This window comes from Pseudomonas sp. B19125 (assembly GCF_044218855.1).
In the GTDB taxonomy this organism is placed as follows: Bacteria; Pseudomonadota; Gammaproteobacteria; order Pseudomonadales; family Pseudomonadaceae; genus Aquipseudomonas; species Aquipseudomonas edaphica.
The window spans coordinates 1,492,275-1,518,885 of sequence record NZ_CP162589.1; the positions used below are offsets into that span (position 1 = coordinate 1,492,275).

A 26,611-nucleotide genomic window follows, 5' to 3' on the forward strand; every position below is an offset into this window, starting at 1 on the left:
CCATATCCCTCGCTACTCCCTGGTACCTCATGAACCTCACCCGTCTGCGCGCCGATGCCCTGGCCGGCCTCACCACGTCTTTCGCACTGCTGCCCGAATGCATCGCCTTTGCCCTGGTGGCTCACCTCAACCCGCTGATGGGCCTCTACGGCGCCTTTATTATCTGCACGCTCACGGCCTTGTTTGGCGGCCGGCCGGGCATGGTCTCGGGCGCGGCGGGTTCGATGGCGGTGGTGATCGTGGCGCTGGTGGTGCAACACGGCGTGGAGTATTTGCTCGCGACGGTGCTGCTGGGCGGTCTGATCATGGTCGCGTTTGGCCTGTTACGGCTGGGCAAACTGGTGCGCATGGTGCCGCATTCGGTGATGCTCGGGTTCGTCAACGGCCTGGCGATCATCATTGCGCTGGCACAGCTGGAGCATTTCAAAAGCGGTGAAACCTGGCTGAGCGGCACGCCGTTGTATGTGATGAGCGGGCTGGTGGTGGCAACCATGGCGATTGTTTACCTGCTGCCACGCCTGACCCGCGCCGTGCCGCCCGCGCTGGTGGCGATTTTGGGCGTCGGCCTGGCTGTTTACCTGCTTGGTCTGCCAACCCGCACGTTGGGCGACATGGCCCACATCGCCGGCGGCCTGCCAACCTTCGCGTTGCCGCAAATCCCGTGGACCCTGGAAACCCTCGGCATCATTGCGCCCTACGCGTTCCTGATGGCGATGGTCGGCCTGCTGGAAACCCTGCTGACCCTGAACCTCACCGACGAAATCACCGAAACCCGTGGCTACCCCGACCGCGAAAGCGTGGCCCTGGGCGCGGCGAATATGGTCTCGGGCCTGTTTGGCGGCATGGGCGGTTGCGCGATGATCGGGCAAACCGTGATCAACTTAAGCTCTGGCGGGCGCGGGCGTTTCTCCGGGGTGTTCGCCGGGGTGATGATCCTGTTGTTTATTCTGTTTTTGTCGCCGCTGATTGAGCGTATTCCGCTCGCGGCTTTGGTCGGCGTGATGTTCGTGGTGTCCCAGCAGACCTTTGCCTGGGCGTCGCTGCGGGTGATCAACAAGGTGCCGGTCAACGACGTGTTGGTGATTATTGCGGTAACGGTGATTACCGTGTTCACCGACCTGGCCACCGCCGTGCTCTGCGGCATCGTGATTGCGGCGCTGAACTTCGCCTGGCAACAGGCCCGTGAGTTGTATGCCGATGAGCATCTGGAAGCTGACGGCAGCAAGCTGTATCGCCTGCACGGCACGCTGTTCTTTGCCTCGACCACGCCGTTTTTGAACCAGTTCGACCCGGCCAACGACCCGGCCCAGGTGACGCTCGATTGTCGTCACCTGAGCTTTGTCGACTACTCAGCGATTGCTGCGCTGATGACCCTGCGCGAGCGCTACACCAAGGCCGGCAAGCATTTGCGCGTGCTGCATTTGTCGGAGCGCTGCAAGAAGCTGCTCAAGCGCGCCCGCGTGCATCACGACTGATTACAGCGGCAGCATATTTTCCAGTTCCTGGGCGCGGGTGCGGGTCATGTCCAGCATGCAGCCGATGCCATTGACCTGATCGATGGTGCCACCAGTCGCTGAGCCGATGAAGCCGCAGTTGGCGTCCCGGTACTTGATCCACAGGCGCTGTACGTCCTGCAGTTGCTGCTTCTGTTTGCCTTCCTGAAGCGCAAGGACGTCTTTGTACGCCTTGTTCAGGCGCGCGTCCTGGATCTTGGCTTCGGTGGCGTTGCAGCTGACCATGTCCGCCGTGGTGTTGGCGCCATCCAGGCATTTTTTCAACGCCGGGCTGCCATCGGCCCAAGCGCTGCCGCAAAAGGCCAGCAGCAGTGCGCTGGCGGCGAAAGGAACAAGCAGGGTCTTGCGCTTCATTGTTGGTTTTCCTGGTTGTGGGTAGGCCTGTCATCTGAGACTCGGCCCTGGCAACTGAGTTTCCGCACGCAAAAAACTTCATGTAAGAACACCCCCCGGATTTTCATCGGCTGGCGTTGGGCATGTCCCAAAGCGACAGCGCTTATCTGTGGGCGAAAATTACTTTCATAAAAATTGAAAATTACACCCGGTAATGATTTATGAGTTTCACAACCAATTCGACGTGACCCTTTCCAAGGAGTACCGCATGGCCGCACCACTGGGCTTTGGGCTGTTGGCATACGCTGCCATCGCCATCATTGCATTGATCGTGCTGATTGCACGCTACCGACTCAACCCGTTTATCGTCATCACGTTGGTGTCTATCGGCCTGGCCTTGATGGCCGGCATGCCGGCCGACACGATCATGGGCTCGTACGAGGCGGGCGTCGGCAAGACCCTTGGGCATATCGCCCTGGTGGTGGCGTTGGGCACCATGCTTGGCAAGATGATGGCCGAATCCGGCGGTGCCGAGCAGGTGGCGCGCACGCTGATCAACCGTTTCGGCGAGCGCAACGCGCATTGGGCGATGGTGTGTATTGCGTTTCTGGTGGGGCTGCCGCTGTTTTTCGAGGTCGGTTTTGTGTTGCTGGTGCCGATCGCCTTTACCGTGGCGCGGCGTGTGGGCGTGTCGATCCTGATGGTCGGCTTGCCGATGGTCGCCGGTCTGTCGGTGGTACACGCGCTGGTGCCGCCACACCCGGCGGCGATGATGGCGGTGCTGGCCTATAACGCGTCGGTGGGGCAGACCGTGCTGTACGCGATTCTGATCGGCATTCCCACGGCGATCATCGCCGGCCCCGTGTATGCCAAGTTCATCGTGCCGCGCATCCACTTGCCGGCGGAAAACCCGTTGGAACGCCAGTTTATCGAGCGCGAGCCGCGTACACGTTTGCCAAGTTTCGCCCTGACCATGGGCACCATCTTGCTTCCGGTGGTGCTGATGATGATCGGCGGTTGGGCCAACGTGATTTCCACTCCGGGCACTGGTTTCAATCAATTCCTGCTGTTTATCGGCAACTCGGTGATTGCGCTGCTGGTCGCCACGCTGGTGAGCTTCTGGACCTTGGGCCTGGCCCAGGGCTTCAACCGCGAATCGATCCTCAAGTTCACCAATGAATGCCTGGCGCCGACCGCCAGCATCACCTTGCTGGTGGGCGCAGGCGGCGGTTTGAACCGCATCCTGGTGGACGCGGGCGTGACCAATGAGATTCTTGGTCTGGCGCATGCCTTCCACCTGTCGCCGCTGGTGATGGGCTGGTTGTTTGCCGCATTGATGCGCATCGCTACCGGCTCGGCCACCGTGGCCATGACCACGGCCTCCGGTGTGGTCGCGCCCGTCGCCATGGGCCTGGGTTATCCACACCCTGAATTGTTGGTGCTGGCGACCGGTGCGGGTTCGGTGATCTTTTCCCACGTCAACGACGGCGGCTTCTGGCTGATCAAGGAATACTTCAATATGACGGTGATCCAGACCTTCAAGACCTGGACCGTGCTGGAGACTTTGATTTCGGTGGTTGCATTCGGTCTCACCTATGGCCTGTCTCTTGTTTTATAAGCCTCATTTTGTAAGCCGGAGCCGTCATGGACATCCTCTACCAGATCCGCGCCCGCCAGGATTCGTTCAGCGCCGGCGAGGGCCGTATCGCCAAGCTGATGCTCGATGATGTGGGCTTTGCCGCGTCGGCCAGCCTGGAAGCGTTGTCGCAACGGGCCGAGGTCAGCACGGCAACTTTGTCGCGTTTTGCTCGCAGTGTCGGTTGCCGCGATTTACGTGATTTGCGCCTGCAATTGGCCCAGGCCAGTGGCGTGGGCAGTCGTTTTCTGGACCCGGCCGGGTTGCCGGAGCAGTCGGCCTTTCACCGGCAGATTCTGGGGGATATCGAAGCGACGTTGCGTCAGCACCTGTCGGGGTTTAACCAGGCCAGTTTTGTTGATGCGGTCAGCCTGTTGGGCAAGGCGCGGATGATTCACGCGTTTGGCATGGGCGGCCCATCGAGCCTGTGCAGTGACGAATTGCAGGTGCGCCTGGTACGCCTGGGCTACCCGATTGCCGCCAGCCATGACCCGGTGATGATGCGGGTCACGGCGGCCACTTTAGGCCCGGAGCAGGCGCTGATCGTGTGCTCGCTCACCGGGCTGACGCCAGAACTGTTGGACGTCGTGAAGCTTGCGCGTAGCTACGATGCCCCCATCATCGCCATCACCCTGGCCGACTCACCCCTGGCCGAATTGGCGGATGTATTACTGCCGCTGCAACCGGCCGAAACCAGTTTTATCTACAAGCCCACCGCGGCGCGCTACGGCATGCTGTTGGCCATCGACCTGCTCGCCACCGAACTGGCGCTGGCCCTGCCGGACGACAACCAGGAACGCCTGCGCCGGATCAAGCTGGCCCTCGACGATTATCGCGGCGGCCCCGACAGCCTGCCGCTTGGAGACTGATATGAAGTACGACACGTTGATCCGCCAGGCGCTGATCATTGATGGCAGCAACACGCCGGGCTATGTCGCCGATGTGGGGCTGCGCGCCGGGCGCATCGAGACGATCGGCGACTTGTCGAGCGCAACCGGCGAGCATGAAGTCGACGCCAGTGGCCGCGTGTTGGCGCCGGGTTTTATCGACGTGCACACCCACGATGACACGGTGGTGATCCGCCACCCGCAGATGCTGCCCAAGCTCAGCCAGGGCGTGACCACAGTGATTGTCGGCAACTGCGGCATCAGCGCATCGCCGGTGAGTTTACGTAGCGACCCACCGGACCCGATGAACCTGCTGGGGGCGCGTGAGGCATTCGCTTATCCACGTTTTGCCGACTATCGTGCTGCCGTGGAAAGTGCTCATCCGGCAGTCAACGTTGCCGCTTTGATCGGCCACACCGCCTTGCGCAGCAACCATATGGACGACCTGCACCGCACCGCCACGCCCAGTGAAATTGCCGCCATGCGTGTGCAGTTGCAGGAGAGTCTGCAGGCGGGTGCCCTCGGTTTATCCACAGGCCTGGCCTACGCCAGCGCGTTCAATGCCGAGACCGATGAAGTGCTGCAGCTCAGTGAAGAACTCACGGCGTTTGGTGCGGTGTACACCACGCATTTGCGCAGCGAATTCGAACCGGTACTGGAGGCGATGGACGAGGCGTTTGTGATTGGCCGACATGCGCAGGCACCGGTGATCATTTCCCACCTCAAGTGCGCCGGTGCGGGCAATTGGGGGCGCAGTCCGCAACTGTTGGCATCGTTGGAATTGGCAGCGCAAACCCATCCGGTCGGGTGTGATTGCTATCCCTATGCCGCCAGCTCGTCGACGCTGGATTTGAAGCAGGTCACCGACGCGTTTCGTATCACTATTACCTGGTCAACACCGCACCCGGAGGTCGGCGGGCGCGACTTGCAGGACATCGCGGCGCAGTGGGAGGTTTCGCTGATGGATGCGGCACGTCGCCTGCAACCGGCAGGGGCCGTGTACTACGGGATGGATGAGGCGGATGTACGGCGTATTCTTGCGCATCCGTTGTCGATGGTGGGTTCGGATGGTTTGCCGGAAGACCCGTTTCCCCATCCACGTTTGTGGGGCGCGTTTCCACGGGTGCTGGGGCACTTCAGCCGGGATGTGGGGTTGTTTCCACTGCACACGGCGGTGCACAAGATGACCGGGTTGTCGGCGGCGCGTTTTGGGCTGGCCGAGCGTGGAGAAATTCGTGAAGGGCACTGGGCCGACCTGGTGTTGTTCGACCCGTTGCGCGTGCGTGATGTGGCGGATTTCAAAGAACCGCAACGCGCTGCCGAGGGGATTGATGGCGTGTGGGTCAATGGCGTGCTGAGTTATAGCGATGGGCAGGCCAATGGTCATCGGCCGGGGCGATTCCTTGCGCGCAATGGGGATTTGCGTGGCGGGTTTTCGTCCCTATAGTGGGTGCCTTCATACACGGAGCGGTTGCCATGCACTTAGGAAAAGTCACCCCGATTTTGCGGATCCTCGACGAGGCCAAGGCGTTGGAGTTCTACGTCGACTTCCTGGGGTTCAAGGTTGACTGGCAGCACCGTTTCGAGGCGAATTTCCCGTTGTATCTGCAAGTGTCGCTGGGCGAGTGCGTGCTGCATTTGTCCGAGCACCATGGCGATGCTTCGCCGGGCTCGGCGGTGCGGATTCAGGCGCAAGGCGTGGACGGCTACCAGCAGCAGTTGCTGGCCAAGGACTACCGGTATGCCAAGCCTGGGGTTGAAGAAACGCCTTGGGGCTCGCGGGAGATGAGCATCAAGGACCCGTTTGGGAATCGACTGGTGTTTGTTGAGGAAGGCGAGGGCTGAGGGCCAAGGGACTCAAGGCAAGCCGAGTATGTCTAAGTTTGCCTGTGGCGAGGGAGCTTGCTCCCTCGCCACAGAGTTTGTGCGTAGTCAGCGTTGGGTTTTTACACCCGGAAATGACTGACCATCTGCTGCAACTGGCTGCCCAAACGCGCCAGTTCCACGCTCGACTTGGCCGTCTCGTCACTCGCAGTAGCCGTTTGCTCCGACACATCGCGCACGTTCACAATGCTGCGGCTGATCTCTTCAGCCACGGCGCTCTGCTGCTCGGCGGCCGCTGCAATCTGCTGGTTCATCGACTGGATATTCGACACGGTACGCGTGATGTTCTCCAGCGACACACCGGCCTTGCGCGTCAGCTCGACGCTGCTGTCGGTAAGGCTGCGGCTGTTGTTCATCACCGTGGCCACTTGCTGGGTGCCGTTTTGCAAACCGGCGACCAGGCCTTCGATTTCTTCGGTGGATTTTTGTGTGCGCTGGGCCAGGCCGCGCACTTCGTCAGCCACCACGGCAAAACCACGACCGGCTTCACCGGCACGCGCCGCTTCAATCGCCGCGTTGAGCGCCAACAGGTTGGTCTGCTCGGCCACGGCCTTGATCACGTCCATCACGCTGCCGATCTTGTTGCTCTCTTGTTGCAGGTGCGTCATTGCGTCAGTAGAGCGCGCCACTTCGGCGGCCAGGCGTTCGATCTGGGCGATGGCCTCGGCCACCACTTTGTCGCCGGCGCGGGCTTGGCCATCGGCATCGGCGGCGGCCAGCGACGCTTGCTCGGCGTTGCGCGCGACTTCCTGCACGGTGGCAGTCATTTCATGCATCGCGGTGGCGACTTGATCGGTTTCGATTTTCTGGCTGTTCACGCCGGCACTGGTCTGCTCGGTCACGGCCGAGAGTTCTTCGGCGGCGCTGGCGATCTGGGTTACGCCGTCACGAATGCCGCTGATCAGCTCGCGCAGGGTGGTGCCCATGCGCTGGATACCTTGCTGCAATACGCCGAGCTCATCGCGGCGGGTCACCTGGATGTTGTGGCTCAGGTCACCGGAAGCGATGCGTTCCACCACGGCCAGGGTGTCCTGGATCGGGCGAGTGATCTGGCGGGTAATGACCAGCGCCGCGATGATGCCGACCAGCAACGCCAGCAAGGTGCTGATCAATTGCAGGCTGCGGGCCTGGGTGCTTTCGGCGTCGCGGCGATCGAGCTGGATGTCGTACAGCTTGTCGCTGATGGTGACGATGTCGGCGCCCTGGGTGGTCATTTCGGCACGGGCGCTGACGATGTTGGCGTTGGCGGCCTTGTAGCTCTGTACGGCGCTGCGATAGGCACCGAGTGCGGTTTCCAGCGACGTCAGTGCGCTTTGTTGGCTGGTGCCAAACGCGGCGCTGAGGCTTTTCAAACCGGCGATGGCTTTTTCGATTTGTGCAGCGGCGCGGGCTTCGGTTTCTGCGCTGGGGGAGTTGGTGTAGCCGCGTACTTCATAGCGCGCCAGGTGGAACTCTTCCTTGGCGTGCGTCACGGCCTGGTACTGGGTGAAGCGCTCCGGGCTGTCGGGCGCTTGCTGCACGCTGGCTTCCAGTGCGTCGATCTGCCCGTTGGCGATATCGGCCTTGTCGCCCATCACTTGGCGCGCGGCATTGCCGTTACGGTAGGCCTCACGCATTTTGTTCAGCGACTGCTGGTAAGCCGTGATGACGGCTTTCTGCTCGGTGAGCAGCTTGCGGTTTTCCGGGCTCTTGAAGCTGTCCAGCAGTTTCTGTTGCTGGGCGGCGAAGGCGTCGAGGCTGGTCTGGACGTTCTGTGCCACGGCTTCGTCGCCATTGGCGAGCATGTATTGCAGGCGCACGATGCGCAGCTTGGTCAGGGACGCGTTGAGCTGGGTGATGTCGCTCATCCAGTTGCTACGGTCAATCAAGCCGCCCAGGCTGGTCCAGCCGGTCAGGGCCAGGATCGAGGTGAGGACCAGCACCAGGCCAAAGCCCAGGCCGAGTTTGAGGTTGACGCTGATGTTGCCGAACCAGCTATTCATCGAATGCTCCGCAAGAATGATGTGTGTCTGCTGGACGGTGTTGTTGTTTGAGCCAGCCAAAGTTTGTACGGGGGTATCGGCGGCAGGCGATGATTCTGAAATACATTTCTTACGGGTGCGACGAAGGGTCGCTGTTGCAAGGTTGGATCCTCTGAAGGTGGCAGCCAGGGGGCTGATCAGAGGCGGGTCTTGTGTGCTAGTCTGCGGGCCCTTTTAGTTTTGGATGGCGCGGGAAACCGTGCTGTCCTACAGCGGAGCCTCTTCATGTCCGAAGTTAATCTGTCCACCGACGAAACCCGCGTCAGCTACGGTATCGGCCGTCAGTTGGGCGACCAACTGCGCGACAACCCGCCACCGGGCGTGAGCATCGACGCCATCCTGGCCGGCCTGACCGACGCGTTCGACGGCAAAGCAAGCCGCGTTGACCAAGAGCAAATGGCGGCGAGCTTCAAAGTGATCCGTGAAATCATGCAAGCCGAAGCGGCTGCCAAGGCAGAAGCAGCTGCTGGCGCTGGCCTGGCGTTCCTGGCTGAAAACGCCAAGCGTGATGGCATCACCACCCTGGCTTCCGGCCTGCAATTTGAAGTGCTGACTGCAGGTGACGGCGCCAAGCCGACCCGTGAAGACCAAGTGCGTACTCACTACCACGGCACCCTGATCGACGGCACTGTGTTCGACAGCTCCTACGAGCGCGGCCAGCCTGCAGAATTCCCGGTTGGCGGCGTGATCGCCGGCTGGACCGAAGCCCTGCAACTGATGAATGCCGGCAGCAAATGGCGTCTGTACGTGCCGAGCGAACTGGCTTACGGCGCTCAAGGCGTTGGCAGCATTCCGCCGCACAGCGTTCTGGTGTTCGACGTTGAGTTGCTCGACGTTCTGTAAGACCTGTTGATGGTTGCGCCGGGTCCTATGTGGGAGCCGGGATTGATGTGGCGAGCAAGCTTGCTTGCGCTGGGGTGCGAAGCGCCCCTAAAGGCCTGCGACTGCTGCGCAGCCGAGCGGGAGCAAGCTCCCTCGCCACAACAAATCCAGTTCCCACATAGAGCCGGTGCATTCAGGTTTTGCGCGGTGGTTCATGGATGGAACTTGCCATTGAGCTCTGTCGCCGGGCGCAACGCTCGGGCATAGCAGAACAGAAACAGATTACGCACCACCTCCTTCAGCACCCCAGGCTCACTGGAACTCAGGCCGTTGACGTCCAGGTCGCCTTGATCCTGCAGTTCATTCAGCGCTTCTTCTTCCAACACCGCACAGACTTCGCCGGTTTCCCGATGCAGGATCCGCAGGTATGGGTGTGGGCGGTCCAGCCAGGCATCTATCAAATAAGTCATGGTCGTTCTCCTTGATGAGTTTCAATGAGAATAATTCTTATTCGTGGAATAGCAAGTGCCTATTGGCGGTTTCCTGGTTTTTCTGTGTGGATGTTGAGGCAGGTCAGCGCAGAGGGCAAAACGCCATCCCGCGGCTGGCGCGGGATGGATGCAGCAGGTTCAGACTTTGCGCACGAACTCGGACTTGAGTTTCATCGGGCCGATACCGTCGATCTTGCAATCGATATCGTGATCGCCGTCGCACAGGCGGATGTTCTTGACCTTGGTGCCGACCTTGACCACCAGGGACGTGCCCTTGACCTTGAGGTCCTTGATCACGGTGATGGTGTCGCCGTCTTGCAGGACATTGCCCACAGAGTCTTTCTTCACGGTTTCGTCGCCCGCCACTTCGGCCTCGCCATTGGCGGACCACTCATGGGCGCATTCCGGGCAGATCAGCTGGGCGCCGTCTTCGTAGGTGTACTCGGAATTGCATTTCGGGCAGGGTGGCAACGTGCTCACTAAAGCTCCTTGAAAGTCAGGATGGCTAAAAGTCGCACATTATATAGGGTTTATTGCAGGTTGGGGTGGGCGCCTCGGAACCTTGTGGGAGCCGGGCTTTCCCGCGATGCAGGCACCGTGGTGTGTCAGCTATACCGAGGTGATGCTATCGCAGGCAAGCCAGCTCCCACACAAGCCAGCTCCCACACAAGCCTGCGCTCGCAGATATTGCTCAGTGCGTGCGGGCTACCGCAAACTCACTCAGCTCAACCAGGGCATCCCGGTACTCGCTGGGTGGCAGGGCTTCCAGGCACTGGATGGCACGGGCCGCATAGTCACGCGCCAACTGCGCGGTGTACTCCAGGGAACCCGAGGCTTCTACCGCTGCACGGATAGCTTCGAGGTCTTCAATCCCGCCTTTCTGGATCGCCTTGCGCACCAGAGCGGCCTGTTCCGGCGTGCCTTCGCGCATGGTGTAGATCAACGGCAAGGTCGGCTTGCCCTCGGCCAGGTCGTCACCGACGTTCTTGCCCAGGGTTTCGGCGTCGCCACGGTAGTCGAGCAGGTCGTCCACCAGTTGGAACGCCACGCCCAGGTGATCACCAAAGGTGCGCAGGGCTTCGGCCTGTTCGGTCGTTGCGCCACACAGGACGGCGGCGCTGTGGGTCGAGGCTTCGAAGAGCATCGCGGTTTTGCCGCGAATCACTTCCATGTAGGTTTCTTCAGTGGTGCTGGCGTCGCGGACCTTGGACAGCTGCAGTACTTCGCCTTCGGCGATGATGCGCGTGGCTTGTGAAAGAATCTTCATCACCGGCATCGAGCCCAGTTCGACCATCATTTCGAACGAGCGCGAATACAGGAAGTCGCCCACCAATACGCTGGGGGCATTGCCCCACATCGCATTGGCCGTCTCGCGGCCACGGCGCATGCCGGACATGTCGACCACGTCGTCATGCAGCAGGGTCGCGGTGTGCAGGAATTCGATGGTCGCGGCCAGCAGGCGCAGGTCATCGCCTTCGCGGCCCAGAGCCTTGCCACACAGCAACACTAATAAAGGTCGCAGGCGTTTACCGCCCGCCGACGTAATGTAGTCGCCAATTTTGGAGACCAGCGGCACTTTAGACGTGAGCTGCTGCTTGATGATGCCGTCGACGGCGCTAAAATCGTCCGCGACCGCGCGGTAGAAAGCTTGGGGTTGCATCAGCGACAGTCGCTCCAGAAGGGTTGCGCGGCATGCTAGGACCCTGACCCGGCAGTGTCAAGGCGCGATAGACGGCCCCTTGCATCACCCATTTACCTTGCGTACAATCGCGCACCCTGAACTTCCTGGGCAGCACCTGCCTTACGCAATTGCATTCGGGACGTCCATCCCATGCAGCCATGCCAGCCAATACCTTTTCTTATAAAGCGCTGGGTGAGCAGGATTATCGGAGAAATACCATGTCGTACGCAGTAATTGTTACTGGTGGCAAGCAATACAAGGTCGCCCCAGGTGAATACCTGAAGATCGAAAAACTGGAAGTCGCTACTGGCGAATCCGTTACCTTTGATCGCGTTCTGTTGGTCGCTAATGGCGATGACGTGAACATCGGCGCTCCAGTTGTTGCTGGCGCTACCGTTGTGGCTGAAGTGATCTCCCAAGGTCGTCACGATAAAGTCCGCATCATCAAGTTCCGTCGTCGTAAGCACCACATGAAGCGTATGGGCCACCGCCAGTGGTACACCGAGATCAAAATCACCGGTATTCAGGCTTAATTTCAGCCTAATTCCTCACTAGGAGAATTGACTCATGGCACACAAAAAAGCTGGTGGTAGTACCCGTAACGGTCGCGACTCAGAAGCCAAACGCCTTGGCGTTAAGATGTATGGCGGCCAGAAAATCATTCCGGGCAACATCATCGTGCGTCAGCGCGGCACCCAATTCCACGCCGGTTACGGTGTTGGCATGGGTAAAGATCACACCCTCTTCGCTAAAATCGAAGGCGTGATCAAGTTTGAAGTAAAAGGCGCGTTCAACCGCCGTTACGTGAGCGTTGTCGCCGCTTAATTGCGCGATCGCTGGAAAAGCCCTGTCTCGCGACGGGGCTTTTTCGTTTGTGGAGTGAGTCTCTTGCAAAGCTGTTTGTGATGGGCTCAGGCGCTGGATGTGCGGTCGTTTTCTGAGGTCGCTGCGCTCATTTTTGCAAGAGTCTTATGTCTTGGTTTCTTAAGCTCGTCCGTGCGACGAGAGGCGTTTTGTTATGAAGTTCGTTGATGAAGTTTCCATCCGAGTAAAAGCAGGCGACGGCGGTAACGGTTGCATGAGTTTCCGTCGCGAAAAATTCATCGAAAACGGTGGTCCAAACGGCGGTGACGGCGGTGACGGCGGTTCCATCTACATGATGGCCGACGAAAACCTCAACACCCTGGTCGACTACCGTTACACCCGGCACTTCGATGCCGAGCGTGGCTCCAACGGCGGCAGCACCGACTGCACCGGTAAAAAAGGCGAAGACCTGGTACTGCGCGTACCGGTCGGCACCACGATCATCGATTCCGCGACCCAGGAAGTGATTGGCGACCTGACCAAGGCCGGCCAGAAGCTGATGGTTGTGCAGGGCGGCTGGCACGGTCTGGGTAACACCCGATTCAAGTCCAGTACCAACCGCGCGCCACGCCAGACCACGCCGGGCAAGCCGGGCGAGCAGCGTGACCTGAAGCTGGAGATGAAAGTACTGGCAGACGTGGGCCTGTTGGGCTTGCCGAACGCCGGTAAAAGTACCTTCATCCGCTCGGTCTCGGCCGCCAAGCCGAAAGTCGCCGACTACCCGTTCACCACCCTGGTGCCAAACCTGGGCGTGGTCAGCGTAGACCGCTGGAAAAGCTTCGTGATCGCCGACATTCCTGGCTTGATCGAAGGTGCTTCCGACGGTGCAGGCCTTGGGATTCGCTTCCTCAAGCACTTGTCGCGCACCCGTTTGCTGCTGCACCTCGTCGACATGGCGCCGCTGGATGACACCAGCGCACCAGACGCCGCCGAAGTGATCGTCAGCGAGCTGACCAAGTTCAGCCCGGCCCTGGCCGAGCGTGACCGCTGGCTGGTACTGAACAAGTGCGACCAGATCCTCGAAGAAGAGCACGAAGAACGCGTCAAGGAGATCGTTGATCGCCTGGAGTGGGAAGGCCCGGTCTACGTGATCTCGGCCATCGCCAAAGAAGGCACCGAGCGCCTGACCCGCGACATCATGCGCTACCTCGAAGACCGTGCCGACCGCCTGGCGGCCGACCCGGTATTCAAGGCAGAACTGGCAGAACTCGACCAGCAGATCGAAGACGAAGCCCGCGCCCAGTTGCAAGCTCTGGACGACCAGCGTGCCCTGCGCCGCAGCGGCGTGAAGTCGGTCCATGACATCGGCGACGACGATTGGGACGAAGAAGACGTGGATGATGAAGACGGTCCGGAAATCATTTACGTGCGCGACTGATAGGTTGCGATAAACTCAAACGCCGCTCCCAGGAGCGGCGTTTTGGTATCCGGGTATAACGTTATGGGCCGCGCTGGGTCGCGGGGCCCTCAATCTAAGGTTGAAGATGATGCGGAGCAAAGTGACAGGTGCGCAGCGCTGGGTCGTAAAGATCGGAAGTGCGCTGCTGACGGCGGATGGCAAAGGTCTGGATCGCGCAGCGATGAGCGTCTGGGTCGAGCAGATGGTGGCCTTGCATGAGGCCGGTGTCGAGTTGGTGTTGGTCTCGTCCGGGGCCGTTGCCGCCGGGATGAGCCGCCTCGGCTGGACCGCGCGACCCAGCGCGATGCACGAACTGCAAGCCGCCGCCGCCATCGGCCAGATGGGCCTGGTGCAAGCCTGGGAATCCAGCTTTGCCGAGCATGGCCGCCACACGGCGCAGATCCTGCTGACCCACGACGACCTGTCCGACCGCAAACGTTACCTCAACGCTCGCAGCACCCTGCGCGCACTGGTTGAGCTCAAGGTCATCCCGGTGATCAACGAGAACGACACGGTGGTCACCGACGAAATCCGCTTCGGTGATAACGACACCCTGGCCGCGCTGGTCGCCAACCTGGTAGAAGCCGACCTGCTGGTGATCCTCACCGACCGCGACGGCATGTTTGACGCCGACCCGCGTAACAACCCCGACGCCCAGCTTATCTACGAAGCCCGCGCCGATGACCCGGCGCTCGACGCCGTGGCCGGCAGTGTCGGCGGTGCATTGGGCCGTGGCGGCATGCAGACCAAGCTGCGTGCGGCGCGTCTGGCCGCACGTTCCGGCGCGCACACCATCATCGTCGGTGGGCGTCTGGAGCGTGTGCTGGATCGCCTCAAGGCCGGTGAGCGCATCGGTACGCTGCTGTCGCCGGAACGCGGCATGCTGGCGGCGCGCAAACAATGGCTGGCCGGTCATCTGCAAACCCGTGGCACGCTGGTTCTGGACGACGGTGCTGTGTCAGCCTTGTCCCAGGGCAACAAGAGCCTGCTGCCGGTCGGCGTCAAGTTGGTGCAGGGCAGCTTCCGCCGTGGCGAGATGGTGGTGTGTGTGGCGCCCGATGGTCGCGAGATCGCCCGTGGCCTGGCCAACTACAGCGCCCTTGAAGCACAGAAGATTATTGGACAATCGTCCGACGCGATTGTCGGACTCTTGGGTTACATGGCCGAACCGGAACTGGTTCACCGCGATAACCTGATCCTGGTCTGAATAAAGGAAATACACGATGCGTGTCATGAAAGGATTACTCGGCCTGCTGCTGGCCATGCCGTTGCTGGCCTCGGCCGAAGAAATCGGCCAGGTGTCGACGGTGTTCAAGTTTGTCGGCCCCAACGACCGTATTGTGGTCGAGGCGTTTGATGACCCGAAGGTCGACGGCGTGACCTGCTACCTGTCGCGTGCCAAGACCGGCGGCGTCAAAGGCGGCCTGGGCCTGGCCGAAGACCGCGCTGAAGCGTCGATTGCCTGCCGTCAGGTTGGCCCGATTCACTTCAAGGGCGAGCTCAAGGATGGCGACGAAGTGTTCAAGGAGCGCACCTCGCTGGTGTTCAAGACCATGCAGGTGGTGCGCTTCCTCGACAAGAAGCGCAATACCTTGGTGTACCTGGTCTACAGCGACCGTCTGATCGAAGGCAGCCCGCAGAATGCGGTCACCGCGATTCCGATTTTGCCCTGGCCGACCGCGCAGTAACCGGCGGGCGAGTTTTTCAATCGGCGTCTATGATTGCAGGCTTGTGGTCTGTAATCTCGAACAGCCGCAACGCGAAGAACATGGGATATCTGGAGTTCGTCATGAGTGCTTTCCACGACCTGAAACTCAAAGCTTTGGACGGACAAGAGCTGCCGCTGGCGCCTTTCAAGGGGCAAGTGGTGCTGGTGGTCAACGTGGCCTCCAAATGTGGTTTGACCCCGCAATACGCCGCCCTGGAAAACCTTTACCAGCAGTATAAGGGCCAGGGATTTACCGTGCTCGGCCTGCCGTGCAACCAGTTTGCAGGCCAGGAACCGGGCTCCGAGGAAGAAATCCAGGCGTTCTGCAGCCTGAACTACGGCGTGACCTTTCCGTTGGGCAGCAAGCTTGACGTCAATGGTCACGATCGCCATCAGCTGTATCGCTTGTTGGCGGGCGAGGGCGCTGAGTTTCCTGGGGATATCACCTGGAATTTCGAGAAGTTCCTGCTCGGCAAGGATGGGCGAGTACTGGCGCGATTCTCGCCGCGCACGGCGCCGGATGATCCGACGATCGTACAGGCCATCGAAAAAGCCTTGAGCTGAATCGTTCCTGCACTGTGGCGAGGGAGCTTGCTCCCGCTGGGCTGCGCAGCAGCCCTAAACCCTCATCACTTTTACCCCTTAATCACCCAGATCAATAGTGCTACCCAGCACGCGGCACGGCCCATATTATCCACATCATAAATCCCTCTTATGTGGAGTGCTCCCATGCCCGTCCAGGCTTTGTTCAAACCTTTCCAGCTCGGTGCACTGCAACTGTCCACCCGTGTTGTCATGGCGCCGATGACGCGTTCGTTCTCGCCGGGTGGCGTACCCAATTCCAAAGTCATCGAGTACTACCGCCGCCGCGCCGCTGCGGGCGTGGGCCTGATCATCACCGAAGGCACGGTGGTCGGCCATCAGGCCTCCAATGGCTACCCGAACGTCCCGCACTTTTATGGTGAGGCCGCGTTGGCCGGCTGGAAGAAGGTGGTGGACGCGGTACACGCCGAAGGCGGCAAGATCGTCCCGCAGCTGTGGCACGTGGGCAGCGTGCGCCGTATCGGCACCGAGCCTGACGCCAGCGTGCCGGCCTACGGCCCGATGGAGAAACTCAAGGACGGCAACGTCGTCGTCCATGGCATGACCCAACAAGACATCAAGGACGTGATCAACGCCTTCGCCCAGGCCGCCAAGGATGCCCAGCGCATCGGCATGGATGGCGTGGAGATCCACGGCGCCCACGGCTATCTGGTCGATCAGTTCTTCTGGGAGGGCAGCAACCAGCGCACTGACGAATACGGCGGCAGCCTGGCCAACCGTTCGCGTTTTGCCATTGAATTGATCCAGGCCACCCGCGCCGCCGTCGGCCCGGACTTCCCGATCATCTTGCGCTTCTCTCAATGGAAGCAGCAGGACTACACCGCACGCCTGGTGCAAACCCCCGAGGCGCTGGGTGAGTTTCTTAAGCCGTTATCCGACGCCGGTGTGGACATTTTCCACTGCTCCACGCGTCGGTTCTGGGAACCGGAATTCGAAGGCTCCGACCTCAACCTGGCCGGCTGGACCCGCCAGCTCACCGGCAAGCCGACCATCACTGTCGGTAGTGTGGGTCTGGACGGCGAGTTCCTGCAGTTCATGGTCAACACCGACAAGGTCGCCCAACCGGCCAGCCTGGAAAAGCTGCTGGAACGTCTGAACAACGACGAGTTTGATCTGGTCGCGGTGGGCCGTGCCCTGCTGGTGGACCCGGATTGGGCCGTGAAGGTGCGCGAAGGTCGTGAGGGCGACATTCTGCCGTTCAGTCGTGAGGCGTTAACCAGCCTGGTGTAGCGTCTGCTCCGACGCCATCGCGGGCAAGCCCGGCTCCCACAGGAAAATGCGTTCCAATGTGGGAGCCGGGCTTGCCCGCGATAGCGATCTAACGGCCAACACAGGCATCAGATCAACCGCGACTGCCCTGCAATCACTGTCCGCTCGCCGCACACCCCGCGCAATTGGCGCTCAAACTGTTCGATAATCGCCGGCCAGCCCTGGCGGCTCGCATGCTGACGAGCATTCAAGCGCATGCGGCGCAAACTCTCCGCATCTTCCAGCAGCCAATTGGCAGCGTCACAAAACGCGCCCTCATCCCCTGGCATCGCCAGCACGCCATTGTAGCCATGGCGAATATGCTGGGTGGCGGCCGCCTGGTCGTAAGCCACCACACCCAGGCCGGAGGCCATGGCTTCCAGCACCACATTGCCGAAAGTTTCGGTCAGGCTGGGGAACAGGAACACATCGCCGGACGCGTAATGCCGTGCCAGTTCTTCGCCGCGCAAGGTGCCGCAGAACACTGCCTCGGGCAGTTCCTTTTCCAGCGTCGCCCGTTGCGGGCCGTCGCCGACGATGATCAGTTTCATCTGGCGCAGTGGGTAGGTGTCCTGCAAGGTTTCAAAGCAGCGCTTGAGCAGCCCCAGGTTTTTTTCCTGTGCCAGTCGGCCTACATGCAGTACGGCGATTTGATCGTTATTCAGCGCCCAGCTTTCACGCAACGCGTTATCGCGTTTGGCGGGGTGGAACAACTGGCTGTCGACGCCGCGTGACAACATGCCCAGGCGCTCGAAGTGGCGACGTTCCAACTCCAGGCGCTGGCTCGCGCTGGGCACCAGGGTCAGGGTCGAGCGGTTGTGAAACCAGCGCAAGTAATGGGTCACCATGCGGCTGAGCAGGCTCAAGCCATATTGATTGGAGTACTGCTGGAAGTTGGTGTGAAACCCGCTGACCACGCTGATCCCCAGGCGCCGCGCCGCACGTAGCGCCGACAGCCCCAGCGGCCCCTCAGTGGCGATGTACAGCACGTCCGGGCGCTGGCGTGTCCAGCGCCGCAGCAACTTGTGCATCGACGACTGGCCCCATTGCAGCCCCGGGTACCCCGGCAGTGGCCAGCCGCGACACAGCAGCAACCCATCGTCGCTGGGCCGGCTTTGATCGGTGCCCTGGCGGGGGCGCACCAACTCGACCTGATGGCCGCGCGCGCGCAAACCCTCGCACAGGCGGCCAAGAGTATTGGCCACCCCATTGATCTCCGGCGGGAAGGTTTCGGTAATCAGGGTGATGTGGAGCGAGGCTGTCGTCATGACCCACAGTGTCACCGTGGGCCATGTCGTCATTGTGACTCTAGGATGATGGATTTATGACTTGGCTATCGCCTGCCGCGCCATCGCCTCTGCCCCTTGCTCACGCACCCAGAACAGCGTAGCCCCGGCCACGGCCGCCGGCATCATCAGCAGGTTGACCACCGGCACCAGCAGCACCAGATAAACAATGCCGCCAAAGCTCATGCTCTGCCAACGCTTCTGACGCAGCCAGGCGAGCATTTCGTTCCAGCCCAGCTTGTGGTTATCCGCCGGGTAGTCGATGTACTGGATCGCCATCATCCACACACCGAACAGCAGCCACAGCGGCGCGGCGATCAGGTTGACCACCGGAATGAACGACAGGATAAACAGGCCGATGGCCCGTGGCAGGAAGTAACCCAGTTTGCGCATTTCCCGCGCCAGGGTGCGCGGGACCATGGCCATCAACTCGCCCCAGCTGAAGGCCGGGAAGTCATCGGTGCCGCGCACCACCACCTCCACTTTCTCCGAGAGAAAACCGTTAAACGGCGCAGCAATGATATTGGCGAGCATGGTGAAGGTGAAAAACACCATCAACACCACCAGCACCACAAACAAGGGCCACAGGATGTAGCTGAGGAAACTCAGCCAGCCAGGCAGCGTCGGCATCAAGGTGTCGACCCACAGGCTGAACTGATGGCCGGCGAAATAGATCAAGCCGACGAACAGCACCAGGTTGATCGCCAACGGCAGCAGCACAAACAGGCGCAGGCCAGGGCTCAACACCAGTTTGAGGCCTTCACGCAGGTATTGCGGGCCAGAAAGAGCAGGGGCAGGCATGGAGAACTCCGAGCAAGAAGACGAACGCGCCGACCTTACCGGCTTTGCTTCTTCGGCGAAAGCGGCGACATCAGCGGTAACATCTAGGCAACAAGGGTGTCGATTAATCGCGGCGACTGCATAGAGACCACCTATGAGCTGGATTGTTATTCCGTATTTCCTTAATCTTGCCCCCCTCTATACGCTGCACCCATTATTTTCAGGGCCTGCGAGTTCAAGCCTTCCCCAAGTGCTTCGCGGTCCTTTTTTATTCCAGCTGCCTTGTGGTCCGGGCGGTCGATAGGAGTGAGTCATGTCTGATACCCGTCATTCGCGAGTGATTATTCTCGGTTCCGGCCCTGCCGGTTACAGCGCTGCCGTCTACGCTGCCCGGGCCAACCTCAAGCCGCTGCTGATTACCGGCATGCAGGCAGGCGGTCAGTTGACCACCACCACGGAAGTCGACAACTGGCCGGGCGACGTCCACGGCCTGACCGGCCCGGTGCTGATGGAGCGTATGAAAGAGCACGCCGAGCGCTTTGAAACCGAGATCGTGTTCGACCACATCAACCAAGTCGACTTCTCGAAAAAGCCTTACAGCCTGACCGGCGACAGCGGTGTCTATACCTGTGACGCGCTGATCATCGCTACCGGTGCCAGCGCCCGTTACCTGGGCCTGCCATCGGAAGAAGCGTTCATGGGCAAAGGCGTCTCCGCCTGCGCGACCTGCGACGGTTTCTTCTACCGCAACAAGCCGGTCGCTGTGGTCGGTGGCGGCAACACCGCCGTGGAAGAAGCGCTGTACCTGGCCAACATTGCCAGCACCGTGACCCTGGTTCACCGCCGCGAGACCTTCCGCGCCGAGAAGATCCTGATCGACAAACTGCACGCCCGTGTGGCTGAAGGCAAGATCATCCTCAAGCTCAACGCCACCCTGGATGAAGTTCTGGGCGACAACATGGGCGTGACCGGTGCTCGCCTGAAAAACAACGACGGCAGCTTCGACGAGCTGAAAGTCGACGGCGTGTTCATCGCCATCGGCCACACCCCGAACACCTCGCTGTTCGAAGGCGTGCTTGAAGCCAAAGATGGCTACCTGGTTGTGCAAGGCGGCCGTGAAGGCAACGCCACTGCGACCAACATCGAAGGCATCTTTGCCGCCGGTGACGTGGCTGACCACGTGTACCGCCAGGCCATCACCTCGGCCGGCGCCGGTTGCATGGCGGCCTTGGACGCTGAGCGTTACCTCGACGGTTTGAAGGACGCTGCGTTCTAAACCCGTTGAAATGAAAAAACCGGCTGAGAGGCCGGTTTTTTTATGCGCACGATTCAAGCCGCACCACAGTGCTGATGTGCCAACCCGATTCAATGTGGGAGCTGGCTTGCCTGCGATAGCGGTGGTGGCTGACACACCGCTATCGCAGGCAAGCCAGCTCCCACCTTAAACCGGGTTATCAGATTGAATCAGCGGCGGGTCAGGGGTGGTGCGGTGAACTTCACACCGGCCAAACCATGCGCAATCAACGCGCGGATATTGCCGTGATCACTGCCCTCCGGCGTTGCCACCACCGAACGGTAATGCTCACCAAACGCCAGCAGCGCTTCCTGGTCGCTCAAGCCTTCCAGCAGCGCCAAGCCCAAGGTCTTGCATGAACCTTCGTTCTGACCAGCAGCATTTTCTACGCCGCCATTGGTAAAAGCCTGCGGCTGGTAGTCGTAACCGGCAGCTACAAAAGCCAGGGTGTCGGCAAAAACGTGTTCGCCGCTGTTGAGGCTGGCGCGCAGGGTGTTCAGATCAGTCATGGGGTTTTCCTTTGGCGAACGCCGCCTGTTGGTCGGCGCTGGCTTCTTGCTGGTATTGGGCTTTCCACTCGGCATACGGCATGCCGTACACCACTTCGCGGGCATCATCGAGGCTCAGCTCGATGTGGCGCTCGTCGGCCTCGGCCTTGTACCACTTGGATAAGCAGTTGCGGCAAAAGCCCGAGAGGTTCATCAGGTCGATGTTCTGCACATCCTTGCGGCTGTCCAGGTGGGCCACCAACCGGCGGAAGGCGGCGGCTTCGAGTTCGAGGCGTTGTTGATCGTTCATAAGGCTCACTTAACTATCAGCGGCTGGCTGCGAGGGTTATCGACACCGACTCGGCAAAGCGCAGCGCATGGGGCTTGTCCACTTCGACTTCGGCGTACAGCACGGACTCATTGCTCATCACCAGGTCCAGCAACTCTTGCGTCAGGCGTTCGAGCAGCGCAAAGCGATTACCTTCGACGTGGGCAATAATCGCCTTGGTAATGGTGCGGTAATTCAGCGCGTGGTCGATGTCATTGTCGCGCACGGCTTCCTGGGCGGCATACAGGATAGTCAGGTTGATCAGCACGTCCTGCTTGTTGTTGATCTCATCTTCATTGATGCCAATAAAGGTGCGCAGGCACAGGTCCTTGACCCGGATGCGCGCCATGCCTGGTTGAAGTTGTGGCATTGCTACTTGCTCCGTCCGATCAGTTGCAGGAACTCCATACGCGTGGTGTTCGACTCGCGGAACGCGCCGAGCATCACTGAGGTGTTCATGGTTGAATTCTGTTTTTCCACGCCGCGCATCATCATGCACATGTGCTTGGCTTCAATTACCACCGCCACGCCTGCGGCTTGGGTGACCTGCTGGATAGCGTCGGCGATCTGCCGCGTGAGGTTTTCCTGGATCTGCAGGCGCCGCGCGTACATGTCGACAATGCGCGCCAGCTTCGACAGGCCCAGCACCTTGCCGGTCGGTATATAGGCCACATGGGCCTTGCCGATAAAGGGCAGCAAATGGTGTTCGCACAGCGAATACAACTCGATGTCCTTGAGGATCACCATCTCGTCGTTATCGGAGGCGAACAATGCGCCGTTGACGATGGTTTCCAGGTCCTGCTCATAGCCATGACACAGGTACTGCATGGCCTTGGCGGCGCGCTTGGGGGTGTCGAGCAAGCCTTCGCGCTCCGGGTCTTCGCCCAGGCCTTTGAGGATCTCGCGGTAGTGTTGGGGCAGGGACAAGGTCATACAACATCCTCACAAACGGCTTACTTGATATGCCGCCCGCCGTTGACGGTCAGGGTGGTTCCGGTGACATACGGGTTGTCCAGCAGGTAACGCACACTCTGGTAGATCACCGCAGGCCCAGGCTCGATGCCCAGCGCTGACTTGGCCAGCACCTTGGCGCGGTACGCCGCATCATCGCCCGCGTTGAACATCACCATCGCCGGCGCGATGCCGTTGACCTTGATCAGCGGCGCAAACTGCGCAGCGAACGAAAGTGTAAGGCTGTCGAGACCGGCTTTTGTGGCGCAGTAGGCGATGTGCTGGCGGCTGCCCTTGCGCACCACGTCATCGCTGATGTGCACGATATCGGCGGGTGTCGAGCGTTGCAGCAAAGGTGAACAATGCAGGTTGATCAGATACGGCGCAAGCATGTGCACGCTGAACATGTCGGTAAAGGCGCGGCTTTCGTCGCCAGGTGTTTCGGCAACCCACGCCGACGCGTTGTGAATGATCGCACGCAGGCTGTCGGTATGGGTTTTCAGTTCGGCGATAAAGGCCAGAATCCCGGCCTCAGTGGAGAAGTCGGCAAACACGCCGAGCGCGCCACGCGCGCGCAAGGCCTCAACGCCTGGGCGTTCGCTGCGGTAGCTGAAAATCACCGCGTGGCCTTCGTCGAGCAGGCGCTCGGCACAATAAAGGCCGACACGCTGGCCGGCACCGGTGATCAGGATCGGGGCGTTGGTTACCGTCATGGGAGGCTCGAGTCGCTGGCAGGTTGAAACTATACCAGCGACCGGCCACGCCTGTACTCAAGCAGCGGCTTGGGTAGCCTTGGGCGTTGGTGTTGGATGCAACCAGCTCGCGAGCAGATGGGTCGATAGAGGAATAAAGAAGTAAACCATCAGCGGCGTGAGTGCCAGGGTACTGACCAGCACACGCGGGAACATGTCCAACTCGCTGAGCAGCGGCCCCAGGCCGAAGTTGAACAGCAGCGACACCGGGAAAAATGCCAGCCAGATCGCCACCGCCTGTTTCCAGCGCGGTGGTCGTGCACCCACGGCACCGAACCAGCCATCGATGCCACTGACGCGATGCTCGGACGGGTCGGCAAACAGTTCGCTGCCACGGCTTAGCCAGGCGCTGCGCGAGGCGGAGAACTCCCAGGCATGCAGGGTTTTTTCATCGGCGAAGCGGAAGATGATCTGAAACTCATCATCATTGGGCGGCGGCGCAAGCACGCCGGAACCCAGGTAGCCGGGGAAGTCAGTGGCCAATTGCTCGCCTTCGCGCAGCCAGGCCATCAATTCTTCATAGCGCCCTTTGGCCACGCGGCGCGCAACCATCAAGGTGACGGGAGAGGTAGACATTGTGTATCTCCAAGTAATCAGGTGCGCCAAGCCGGGTAGGTGGCGCACTAAGGTGGCGGTCGGGTAAGACCATCACCAAAAAGCAGGCAAGGATTATTCCTGTTTTGAAGAAATACGCCAGCGGCAGTGGTCCGAAAAGTAACGGCCTTGAAAAGGACAGGTAGAAAGGCGTTAAATGGGACCCCAAATAACGTTGGCTTTTTGGCTCAAAATGCCCGTGATTAATGTGCCCATTGATAGCATTTCGCAACTGGAATCAACCGTCTCAGATGAGCTGTTTCCGATCCGTGAAGTGTCAAGACTGACAGGTGTGAACCCGGTCACACTGCGAGCCTGGGAGCGGCGGTATGGCCTGATCCAGCCAACGCGCACCGAAAGCGGGCATCGGCTCTACTCCAGCGCCGATATTGTGACCGTCAATCGTATTCTCGACTGGATTGAACGCGGCGTGGCCGTGAGCAAGGTCGGTAAGATCCTCGCCCGTGACGATCAGCAGGCTGAGACCATTCGTGCCGAGGGCGATAAGGTCGACGAGAGTGAGTGGTCACAGTGGCGGCTGCGGTTGCTGCAGGCGGTCAAAGCCTTTGACGATCGCCAATTGGAAAGCCTGTACGGTCAGGTTTTCGCGACTTACCCGCTGAACGTTGCGTTCCAGGACATCCTGATGCCCCTCTGGAGCGATCTGATGCGCCACCAGGGGCATTTTGGCCAGGCCAGTGAATGGCTTTTTTACGACACCTTCCTGCGCATGCGTACCTTTGAGCGCTTGCAGCTTGCCAGTGCCCCACTCGCGCCGCGGGTGTTGCTGGCGGCCATGCCTGGCGAATGCCGTAAATTGGAACTGCTGGTAGCGGCGCTGATGCTCAGTCACGAAGACACGCCGGTGAAAGTGCTGGGCATGGGCCAGCCCTTTGATGAACTGACATTGGTGTGTGAAAAGATCCGGCCCAAGGCGCTGGTGATTTTCTCCAACCATTCGCATAACCATGATCTGGCAGCGCGCCTGAACCGTCTGGCGTTGACCCTGGATTGCCCACTGTTCCTGGCCGGTGCCGCTGCGGACCTGGCCGAGGGTGATCTGGCCGGTTCGTCTATCGGCTGCCTGGGCAGCGAAGGGCGCCAGATGCAGAGCCGTTTGCAGCAGTTTCTTGCAGGCCAGTTGGATAGTTGATTTCAGGCGTGTACGTGCGGATGGACCAACCGGTGCTGATGCAGGATGAACTGGCGTAACCGTTCGATCTCATTCGCGTCACTCTGGCTCAGGCGATAAGCGAACAGACCCCGCGCGGTTTCCCGTTCCAGCGTGCCGCGCAAGGCAATACGCTCGTAACCGGACGGGCTGAACCACAGGGAAAAGGTTTTCGGCGGTTTGACCCGTCCGCGAATTTCCACCAGTACGCCCTTGAATGACACCTCATGCACCCATAGCGCGGCAGGGTTGCCCCGGACGTTTTCCATCGCTACGGGGGCTTCAAGCGCCAGGCGCCATGGACGGATCATCGGCCCATCTTCAAAAATGCTCGGCACGCCCAAGCGCAGATGCACCGCATGAAACTCGTCTTCCACCAAATGCAGCGGGAAGGTCAGTTGCTGGTTGTCGAACTGTGCCTGGATGGTGACGTGGTCGTGAGCGGCCAGGCGCGTGAGCAAATCGCGAATCTGCGCACCGCCATTAACGGTCAGGCTCGACCAGGCATCCCGCAGGTTGAGTTGCGGGTTGTGCTGCATGTCCTGGATAAAATCCAGCTCGTCCTGCGTCAATAGCGCGTCGCGTTGCATTGATGTAGCTCAAGGGTGAGGCATTAAAAAGCCATTATCGCTCTAAAGACCGCATTTTTTACACTTTGTTAATTCCGCTCGTCGCCTTGAGTGCCGCCAGCTCATCTTTAAGCTCGGCCACTTGGGCTTCCAACTGAGCGATGCGTTGCTGCGCTTTCACCTGAACCGTAACGTCTTTTTGCACACCGACAAAATACGTTTGCTTGTCGGCCTTGTTGTAAACCGTGGAAAGCGACAGCTCATTCCAGAAGTGCGTGCCGTCCTTGCGGTAATTGCGCAGTATCTCCCGGCAGGCGCCACCGCTGTCGAGGGCTTCACGAATGGCCATCAGCGCCGGTTGGTCACGGTCACCCGCCTGCAGGAAGCGGCAATCCTGATACAGGATGTCGTCCAGGGTGTAACCGGTCAAACGCTCGAACGCCGGGTTCACGTAGATCAGCGGCTTGTCCTGGCCTTCACGTTCGGCGACGACGATACCGTCGTTAGAAGCGTTGATCACCAGTTGCATCAGGTTGGCGTTGATCATTGAGCAATCCATCGCATGTTTTTAAAGCCTGAATTCTATGGCAACTTTTGAATGTTGCACGGTGTGCACTGAAATATTTGTGTCAGCTGCTAATATCCCACGCTTTCGCTCAACTACAGGATCAGATTGATGAAAGTCGCCATCCTTTCCGGCTCGGTCTACGGCACAGCTGAAGAAGTCGCCCGCCACGCCGCCGGTATCCTCAACGCCGCCGGTTTTGAAGCCTGGCACAACCCACGCGCCACCTTGGCCGACGTGCAAGCCTTTGCCCCCGAGGCATTCCTGGCGGTCACATCGACCACCGGCATGGGTGAACTTCCCGACAACCTGCAACCGCTGTATTCGAACATTCGTGACCAACTGCCAGCCGCCTGGCGCGGCCTGCCCGGTGCGGTGATCGGCCTGGGCGACGCCAGCTATGGCGACACGTTCTGCGGTGGCGGCGAGCAAATGCGCGAACTGTTCGCCGAACTGGGCGTACGCGAAGTGCTGCCGATGCTGCGCCTGGACGCCAGCGAAAGCGTGACCCCGGAAGCCGACGCCGAGCCTTGGCTGGCCGAATTGGTCACGGCACTGCGCGCTTGACCGGGAATTCACGCAGCAAGGCCCGCCACGCCAGATAAAGGCAATGCCCCAGCGCAAGCTGATGCCGGTGTTCTGGCTCGTGCTGACGGGCTTGCTCAACCTGTTCGCCGTGCCTTTATTGGCGGCACTTCTCTGACACCGTTTGTACTATTCTCATGACTGACTCGCTCAGTCA

At 60.3% G+C, this 26,611-nt stretch carries 31 protein-coding genes and 1 pseudogene; 16 read left to right on the forward strand and 16 right to left on the reverse strand.

All coding sequences use genetic code 11. The features are described 5' to 3' along the window. The first annotated feature begins 29 nt into the window (after positions 1-29). Positions 30-1,475: a SulP family inorganic anion transporter gene (locus AB4P96_RS06765; RefSeq protein WP_017137951.1), complete on the forward strand. Its 1,446-nt coding sequence runs from the start codon at positions 30-32 to the stop codon at positions 1,473-1,475. On the opposite strand, the gene AB4P96_RS06770 is transcribed toward AB4P96_RS06765, so the two are convergent. Then, positions 1,476-1,868, reverse strand: coding sequence for a lysozyme inhibitor LprI family protein (locus AB4P96_RS06770; protein ID WP_017137950.1), 393 nt, complete (start codon positions 1,866-1,868; stop codon positions 1,476-1,478). Between the two features lie 247 nt (positions 1,869-2,115). Here AB4P96_RS06770 and AB4P96_RS06775 point away from each other — a divergent pair, with 247 nt between their 5' ends. Genes AB4P96_RS06775 through AB4P96_RS06790 form a run of 4 tightly spaced genes read left to right on the forward strand, consistent with a single transcriptional unit; the run spans position 2,116 to position 6,215 of the window. Beyond that, a complete protein-coding gene (locus AB4P96_RS06775) occupies positions 2,116-3,465 on the forward strand; it encodes a gluconate:H+ symporter (RefSeq protein ID WP_225933009.1) in 1,350 nt (449 codons plus the stop codon). Positions 3,466-3,491: 26 nt separating this feature from the next. Further along, positions 3,492-4,352 carry a MurR/RpiR family transcriptional regulator gene (locus AB4P96_RS06780; RefSeq protein WP_017137948.1) on the forward strand — a complete coding sequence of 287 codons (861 nt, stop codon included), beginning with the start codon at positions 3,492-3,494 and terminating at the stop codon, positions 4,350-4,352. Position 4,353: 1 nt separating this feature from the next. Beyond that, the gene (locus AB4P96_RS06785) at positions 4,354-5,817 is read left to right on the forward strand and encodes an amidohydrolase family protein (RefSeq protein WP_169988447.1); all 1,464 of its coding nucleotides are present in this window, start codon (positions 4,354-4,356) and stop codon (positions 5,815-5,817) included. Positions 5,818-5,846: 29 nt separating this feature from the next. Beyond that, on the forward strand, positions 5,847-6,215 hold the full coding sequence (locus tag AB4P96_RS06790; protein WP_395600626.1) for a glyoxalase superfamily protein: 369 nt from the start codon (positions 5,847-5,849) through the stop codon (positions 6,213-6,215). Between the two features lie 101 nt (positions 6,216-6,316). On the opposite strand, the gene AB4P96_RS06795 is transcribed toward AB4P96_RS06790, so the two are convergent. Together AB4P96_RS06795 and AB4P96_RS06800 are read right to left on the reverse strand one after the other, a co-directional pair. Further along, positions 6,317-7,180, reverse strand: a complete 864-nt coding sequence (locus AB4P96_RS06795; protein ID WP_371317720.1) for a methyl-accepting chemotaxis protein — start codon at positions 7,178-7,180, stop codon at positions 6,317-6,319. Between the two features lie 39 nt (positions 7,181-7,219). Further along, positions 7,220-8,236: pseudogene (locus AB4P96_RS06800) on the reverse strand (methyl-accepting chemotaxis protein); the annotation flags it as partial. Between the two features lie 264 nt (positions 8,237-8,500). Here AB4P96_RS06800 and AB4P96_RS06805 point away from each other — a divergent pair. After that, positions 8,501-9,118, forward strand: coding sequence for an FKBP-type peptidyl-prolyl cis-trans isomerase (locus tag AB4P96_RS06805; protein ID WP_017137944.1), 618 nt, complete (start codon positions 8,501-8,503; stop codon positions 9,116-9,118). Positions 9,119-9,309: 191 nt separating this feature from the next. Here AB4P96_RS06805 and AB4P96_RS06810 read toward each other — a convergent pair whose 3' ends face one another. From AB4P96_RS06810 to AB4P96_RS06820, 3 genes are all read right to left on the reverse strand, one after another. Further along, positions 9,310-9,567, reverse strand: coding sequence for a hypothetical protein (locus tag AB4P96_RS06810; protein WP_003194088.1), 258 nt, complete (start codon positions 9,565-9,567; stop codon positions 9,310-9,312). A gap of 159 nt (positions 9,568-9,726) precedes the next feature. Then, positions 9,727-10,068 carry a zinc ribbon domain-containing protein YjdM gene (locus tag AB4P96_RS06815; protein ID WP_003230858.1) on the reverse strand — a complete coding sequence of 114 codons (342 nt, stop codon included), beginning with the start codon at positions 10,066-10,068 and terminating at the stop codon, positions 9,727-9,729. Positions 10,069-10,279: 211 nt separating this feature from the next. Continuing rightward, on the reverse strand, positions 10,280-11,248 hold the full coding sequence (locus AB4P96_RS06820; protein ID WP_099549439.1) for a polyprenyl synthetase family protein: 969 nt from the start codon (positions 11,246-11,248) through the stop codon (positions 10,280-10,282). 239 nt (positions 11,249-11,487) lie between these two features. On the opposite strand from AB4P96_RS06820, the gene rplU reads away from it, so the two are divergent. From rplU to AB4P96_RS06855, 7 genes are all read left to right on the forward strand, one after another. Then, complete coding sequence (rplU, locus tag AB4P96_RS06825; RefSeq protein WP_007950961.1) at positions 11,488-11,802, forward strand: 50S ribosomal protein L21; 315 nt, start codon at positions 11,488-11,490, stop codon at positions 11,800-11,802. Positions 11,803-11,836: 34 nt separating this feature from the next. After that, positions 11,837-12,094: a 50S ribosomal protein L27 gene (gene rpmA / locus AB4P96_RS06830; RefSeq protein WP_003176049.1), complete on the forward strand. Its 258-nt coding sequence runs from the start codon at positions 11,837-11,839 to the stop codon at positions 12,092-12,094. 193 nt (positions 12,095-12,287) lie between these two features. Then, positions 12,288-13,511, forward strand: coding sequence for an Obg family GTPase CgtA (gene cgtA, locus AB4P96_RS06835; protein WP_016976186.1), 1,224 nt, complete (start codon positions 12,288-12,290; stop codon positions 13,509-13,511). A gap of 109 nt (positions 13,512-13,620) precedes the next feature. Beyond that, on the forward strand, positions 13,621-14,739 hold the full coding sequence (gene proB / locus AB4P96_RS06840; protein WP_026013771.1) for a glutamate 5-kinase: 1,119 nt from the start codon (positions 13,621-13,623) through the stop codon (positions 14,737-14,739). A 16-nt stretch (positions 14,740-14,755) separates the two neighbouring features. Continuing rightward, the gene (locus tag AB4P96_RS06845; protein ID WP_017137940.1) at positions 14,756-15,220 is read left to right on the forward strand and encodes a CreA family protein; all 465 of its coding nucleotides are present in this window, start codon (positions 14,756-14,758) and stop codon (positions 15,218-15,220) included. A gap of 101 nt (positions 15,221-15,321) precedes the next feature. Then, positions 15,322-15,804 carry a glutathione peroxidase gene (locus tag AB4P96_RS06850; RefSeq protein ID WP_017137939.1) on the forward strand — a complete coding sequence of 161 codons (483 nt, stop codon included), beginning with the start codon at positions 15,322-15,324 and terminating at the stop codon, positions 15,802-15,804. Between the two features lie 165 nt (positions 15,805-15,969). Beyond that, positions 15,970-17,073, forward strand: a complete 1,104-nt coding sequence (locus tag AB4P96_RS06855) for an NADH:flavin oxidoreductase (protein ID WP_017137938.1) — start codon at positions 15,970-15,972, stop codon at positions 17,071-17,073. Positions 17,074-17,180: 107 nt separating this feature from the next. On the opposite strand, the gene AB4P96_RS06860 is transcribed toward AB4P96_RS06855, so the two are convergent. Continuing rightward, positions 17,181-18,359, reverse strand: coding sequence for a glycosyltransferase family 1 protein (locus AB4P96_RS06860; protein WP_099549440.1), 1,179 nt, complete (start codon positions 18,357-18,359; stop codon positions 17,181-17,183). A 54-nt stretch (positions 18,360-18,413) separates the two neighbouring features. After that, positions 18,414-19,178 (reverse strand): sulfate transporter CysZ, encoded by a 765-nt coding sequence (cysZ, locus tag AB4P96_RS06865; RefSeq protein WP_017137936.1) that lies wholly within the window; start codon positions 19,176-19,178, stop codon positions 18,414-18,416. A gap of 292 nt (positions 19,179-19,470) precedes the next feature. Between cysZ and trxB the strand changes: the two genes are divergently transcribed. After that, on the forward strand, positions 19,471-20,433 hold the full coding sequence (gene trxB / locus AB4P96_RS06870; RefSeq protein WP_017137935.1) for a thioredoxin-disulfide reductase: 963 nt from the start codon (positions 19,471-19,473) through the stop codon (positions 20,431-20,433). 188 nt (positions 20,434-20,621) lie between these two features. On the opposite strand, the gene AB4P96_RS06875 is transcribed toward trxB, so the two are convergent. Genes AB4P96_RS06875 through AB4P96_RS06900 form a run of 6 tightly spaced genes read right to left on the reverse strand, consistent with a single transcriptional unit; the run spans position 20,622 to position 23,546 of the window. Then, the gene (locus tag AB4P96_RS06875; RefSeq protein WP_176992543.1) at positions 20,622-20,960 is read right to left on the reverse strand and encodes a HopJ type III effector protein; all 339 of its coding nucleotides are present in this window, start codon (positions 20,958-20,960) and stop codon (positions 20,622-20,624) included. After that, on the reverse strand, positions 20,953-21,249 hold the full coding sequence (locus tag AB4P96_RS06880) for a DUF1244 domain-containing protein (protein WP_017135092.1): 297 nt from the start codon (positions 21,247-21,249) through the stop codon (positions 20,953-20,955). The genes AB4P96_RS06875 and AB4P96_RS06880 overlap by 8 nt, the downstream gene beginning before the upstream one ends. A gap of 16 nt (positions 21,250-21,265) precedes the next feature. Further along, complete coding sequence (gene folX, locus AB4P96_RS06885) at positions 21,266-21,637, reverse strand: dihydroneopterin triphosphate 2'-epimerase (RefSeq protein ID WP_017135091.1); 372 nt, start codon at positions 21,635-21,637, stop codon at positions 21,266-21,268. Between the two features lie 2 nt (positions 21,638-21,639). After that, positions 21,640-22,200: a GTP cyclohydrolase I FolE gene (folE, locus tag AB4P96_RS06890; RefSeq protein WP_017135090.1), complete on the reverse strand. Its 561-nt coding sequence runs from the start codon at positions 22,198-22,200 to the stop codon at positions 21,640-21,642. A gap of 20 nt (positions 22,201-22,220) precedes the next feature. After that, entirely contained in the window at positions 22,221-22,931 is a 711-nt protein-coding gene (folM, locus tag AB4P96_RS06895; protein WP_099549443.1) for a dihydromonapterin reductase, read from the reverse strand. 57 nt (positions 22,932-22,988) lie between these two features. Next, entirely contained in the window at positions 22,989-23,546 is a 558-nt protein-coding gene (locus tag AB4P96_RS06900; protein ID WP_099549444.1) for an antibiotic biosynthesis monooxygenase, read from the reverse strand. 211 nt (positions 23,547-23,757) lie between these two features. Between AB4P96_RS06900 and AB4P96_RS06905 the strand changes: the two genes are divergently transcribed. Beyond that, complete coding sequence (locus AB4P96_RS06905; protein WP_395600627.1) at positions 23,758-24,717, forward strand: MerR family transcriptional regulator; 960 nt, start codon at positions 23,758-23,760, stop codon at positions 24,715-24,717. Between the two features lie 2 nt (positions 24,718-24,719). On the opposite strand, the gene AB4P96_RS06910 is transcribed toward AB4P96_RS06905, so the two are convergent. Beyond that, positions 24,720-25,325 (reverse strand): hypothetical protein, encoded by a 606-nt coding sequence (locus AB4P96_RS06910; protein ID WP_017135086.1) that lies wholly within the window; start codon positions 25,323-25,325, stop codon positions 24,720-24,722. Between the two features lie 58 nt (positions 25,326-25,383). Then, complete coding sequence (locus AB4P96_RS06915) at positions 25,384-25,851, reverse strand: PAS domain-containing protein (RefSeq protein WP_017135085.1); 468 nt, start codon at positions 25,849-25,851, stop codon at positions 25,384-25,386. Positions 25,852-25,980: 129 nt separating this feature from the next. Between AB4P96_RS06915 and AB4P96_RS06920 the strand changes: the two genes are divergently transcribed. Continuing rightward, the gene (locus tag AB4P96_RS06920) at positions 25,981-26,436 is read left to right on the forward strand and encodes a flavodoxin (protein WP_176992545.1); all 456 of its coding nucleotides are present in this window, start codon (positions 25,981-25,983) and stop codon (positions 26,434-26,436) included. Positions 26,437-26,611 lie beyond the last annotated feature (175 nt).

Coding starts and splice junctions, on each gene's coding strand:
- proB (WP_026013771.1), top strand. CDS start 13,621: ATGCGGAGCAAAGTGACAGGTGCGCAGCGCTGGGTCGTAAAGATCGGA.
- cgtA (WP_016976186.1), top strand. CDS start 12,288: ATGAAGTTCGTTGATGAAGTTTCCATCCGAGTAAAAGCAGGCGACGGC.
- AB4P96_RS06915 (WP_017135085.1), bottom strand. CDS start 25,851: ATGATCAACGCCAACCTGATGCAACTGGTGATCAACGCTTCTAACGAC.
- AB4P96_RS06860 (WP_099549440.1), bottom strand. CDS start 18,359: ATGACGACAGCCTCGCTCCACATCACCCTGATTACCGAAACCTTCCCG.
- AB4P96_RS06905 (WP_395600627.1), top strand. CDS start 23,758: ATGCCCGTGATTAATGTGCCCATTGATAGCATTTCGCAACTGGAATCA.
- AB4P96_RS06910 (WP_017135086.1), bottom strand. CDS start 25,325: ATGCAACGCGACGCGCTATTGACGCAGGACGAGCTGGATTTTATCCAG.
- folX (WP_017135091.1), bottom strand. CDS start 21,637: ATGCCACAACTTCAACCAGGCATGGCGCGCATCCGGGTCAAGGACCTG.
- cysZ (WP_017137936.1), bottom strand. CDS start 19,178: ATGCCTGCCCCTGCTCTTTCTGGCCCGCAATACCTGCGTGAAGGCCTC.
- AB4P96_RS06855 (WP_017137938.1), top strand. CDS start 15,970: ATGCCCGTCCAGGCTTTGTTCAAACCTTTCCAGCTCGGTGCACTGCAA.
- AB4P96_RS06920 (WP_176992545.1), top strand. CDS start 25,981: ATGAAAGTCGCCATCCTTTCCGGCTCGGTCTACGGCACAGCTGAAGAA.
- AB4P96_RS06780 (WP_017137948.1), top strand. CDS start 3,492: ATGGACATCCTCTACCAGATCCGCGCCCGCCAGGATTCGTTCAGCGCC.
- AB4P96_RS06845 (WP_017137940.1), top strand. CDS start 14,756: ATGCGTGTCATGAAAGGATTACTCGGCCTGCTGCTGGCCATGCCGTTG.
- folE (WP_017135090.1), bottom strand. CDS start 22,200: ATGACCTTGTCCCTGCCCCAACACTACCGCGAGATCCTCAAAGGCCTG.
- rplU (WP_007950961.1), top strand. CDS start 11,488: ATGTCGTACGCAGTAATTGTTACTGGTGGCAAGCAATACAAGGTCGCC.
- trxB (WP_017137935.1), top strand. CDS start 19,471: ATGTCTGATACCCGTCATTCGCGAGTGATTATTCTCGGTTCCGGCCCT.
- AB4P96_RS06770 (WP_017137950.1), bottom strand. CDS start 1,868: ATGAAGCGCAAGACCCTGCTTGTTCCTTTCGCCGCCAGCGCACTGCTG.
- AB4P96_RS06810 (WP_003194088.1), bottom strand. CDS start 9,567: ATGACTTATTTGATAGATGCCTGGCTGGACCGCCCACACCCATACCTG.
- AB4P96_RS06880 (WP_017135092.1), bottom strand. CDS start 21,249: ATGAACGATCAACAACGCCTCGAACTCGAAGCCGCCGCCTTCCGCCGG.
- AB4P96_RS06765 (WP_017137951.1), top strand. CDS start 30: ATGAACCTCACCCGTCTGCGCGCCGATGCCCTGGCCGGCCTCACCACG.
- AB4P96_RS06820 (WP_099549439.1), bottom strand. CDS start 11,248: ATGCAACCCCAAGCTTTCTACCGCGCGGTCGCGGACGATTTTAGCGCC.
- AB4P96_RS06850 (WP_017137939.1), top strand. CDS start 15,322: ATGAGTGCTTTCCACGACCTGAAACTCAAAGCTTTGGACGGACAAGAG.
- AB4P96_RS06790 (WP_395600626.1), top strand. CDS start 5,847: ATGCACTTAGGAAAAGTCACCCCGATTTTGCGGATCCTCGACGAGGCC.
- AB4P96_RS06785 (WP_169988447.1), top strand. CDS start 4,354: ATGAAGTACGACACGTTGATCCGCCAGGCGCTGATCATTGATGGCAGC.
- AB4P96_RS06795 (WP_371317720.1), bottom strand. CDS start 7,180: ATGGGCACCACCCTGCGCGAGCTGATCAGCGGCATTCGTGACGGCGTA.
- rpmA (WP_003176049.1), top strand. CDS start 11,837: ATGGCACACAAAAAAGCTGGTGGTAGTACCCGTAACGGTCGCGACTCA.
- AB4P96_RS06900 (WP_099549444.1), bottom strand. CDS start 23,546: ATGTCTACCTCTCCCGTCACCTTGATGGTTGCGCGCCGCGTGGCCAAA.
- AB4P96_RS06805 (WP_017137944.1), top strand. CDS start 8,501: ATGTCCGAAGTTAATCTGTCCACCGACGAAACCCGCGTCAGCTACGGT.
- AB4P96_RS06775 (WP_225933009.1), top strand. CDS start 2,116: ATGGCCGCACCACTGGGCTTTGGGCTGTTGGCATACGCTGCCATCGCC.
- folM (WP_099549443.1), bottom strand. CDS start 22,931: ATGACGGTAACCAACGCCCCGATCCTGATCACCGGTGCCGGCCAGCGT.
- AB4P96_RS06875 (WP_176992543.1), bottom strand. CDS start 20,960: ATGACTGATCTGAACACCCTGCGCGCCAGCCTCAACAGCGGCGAACAC.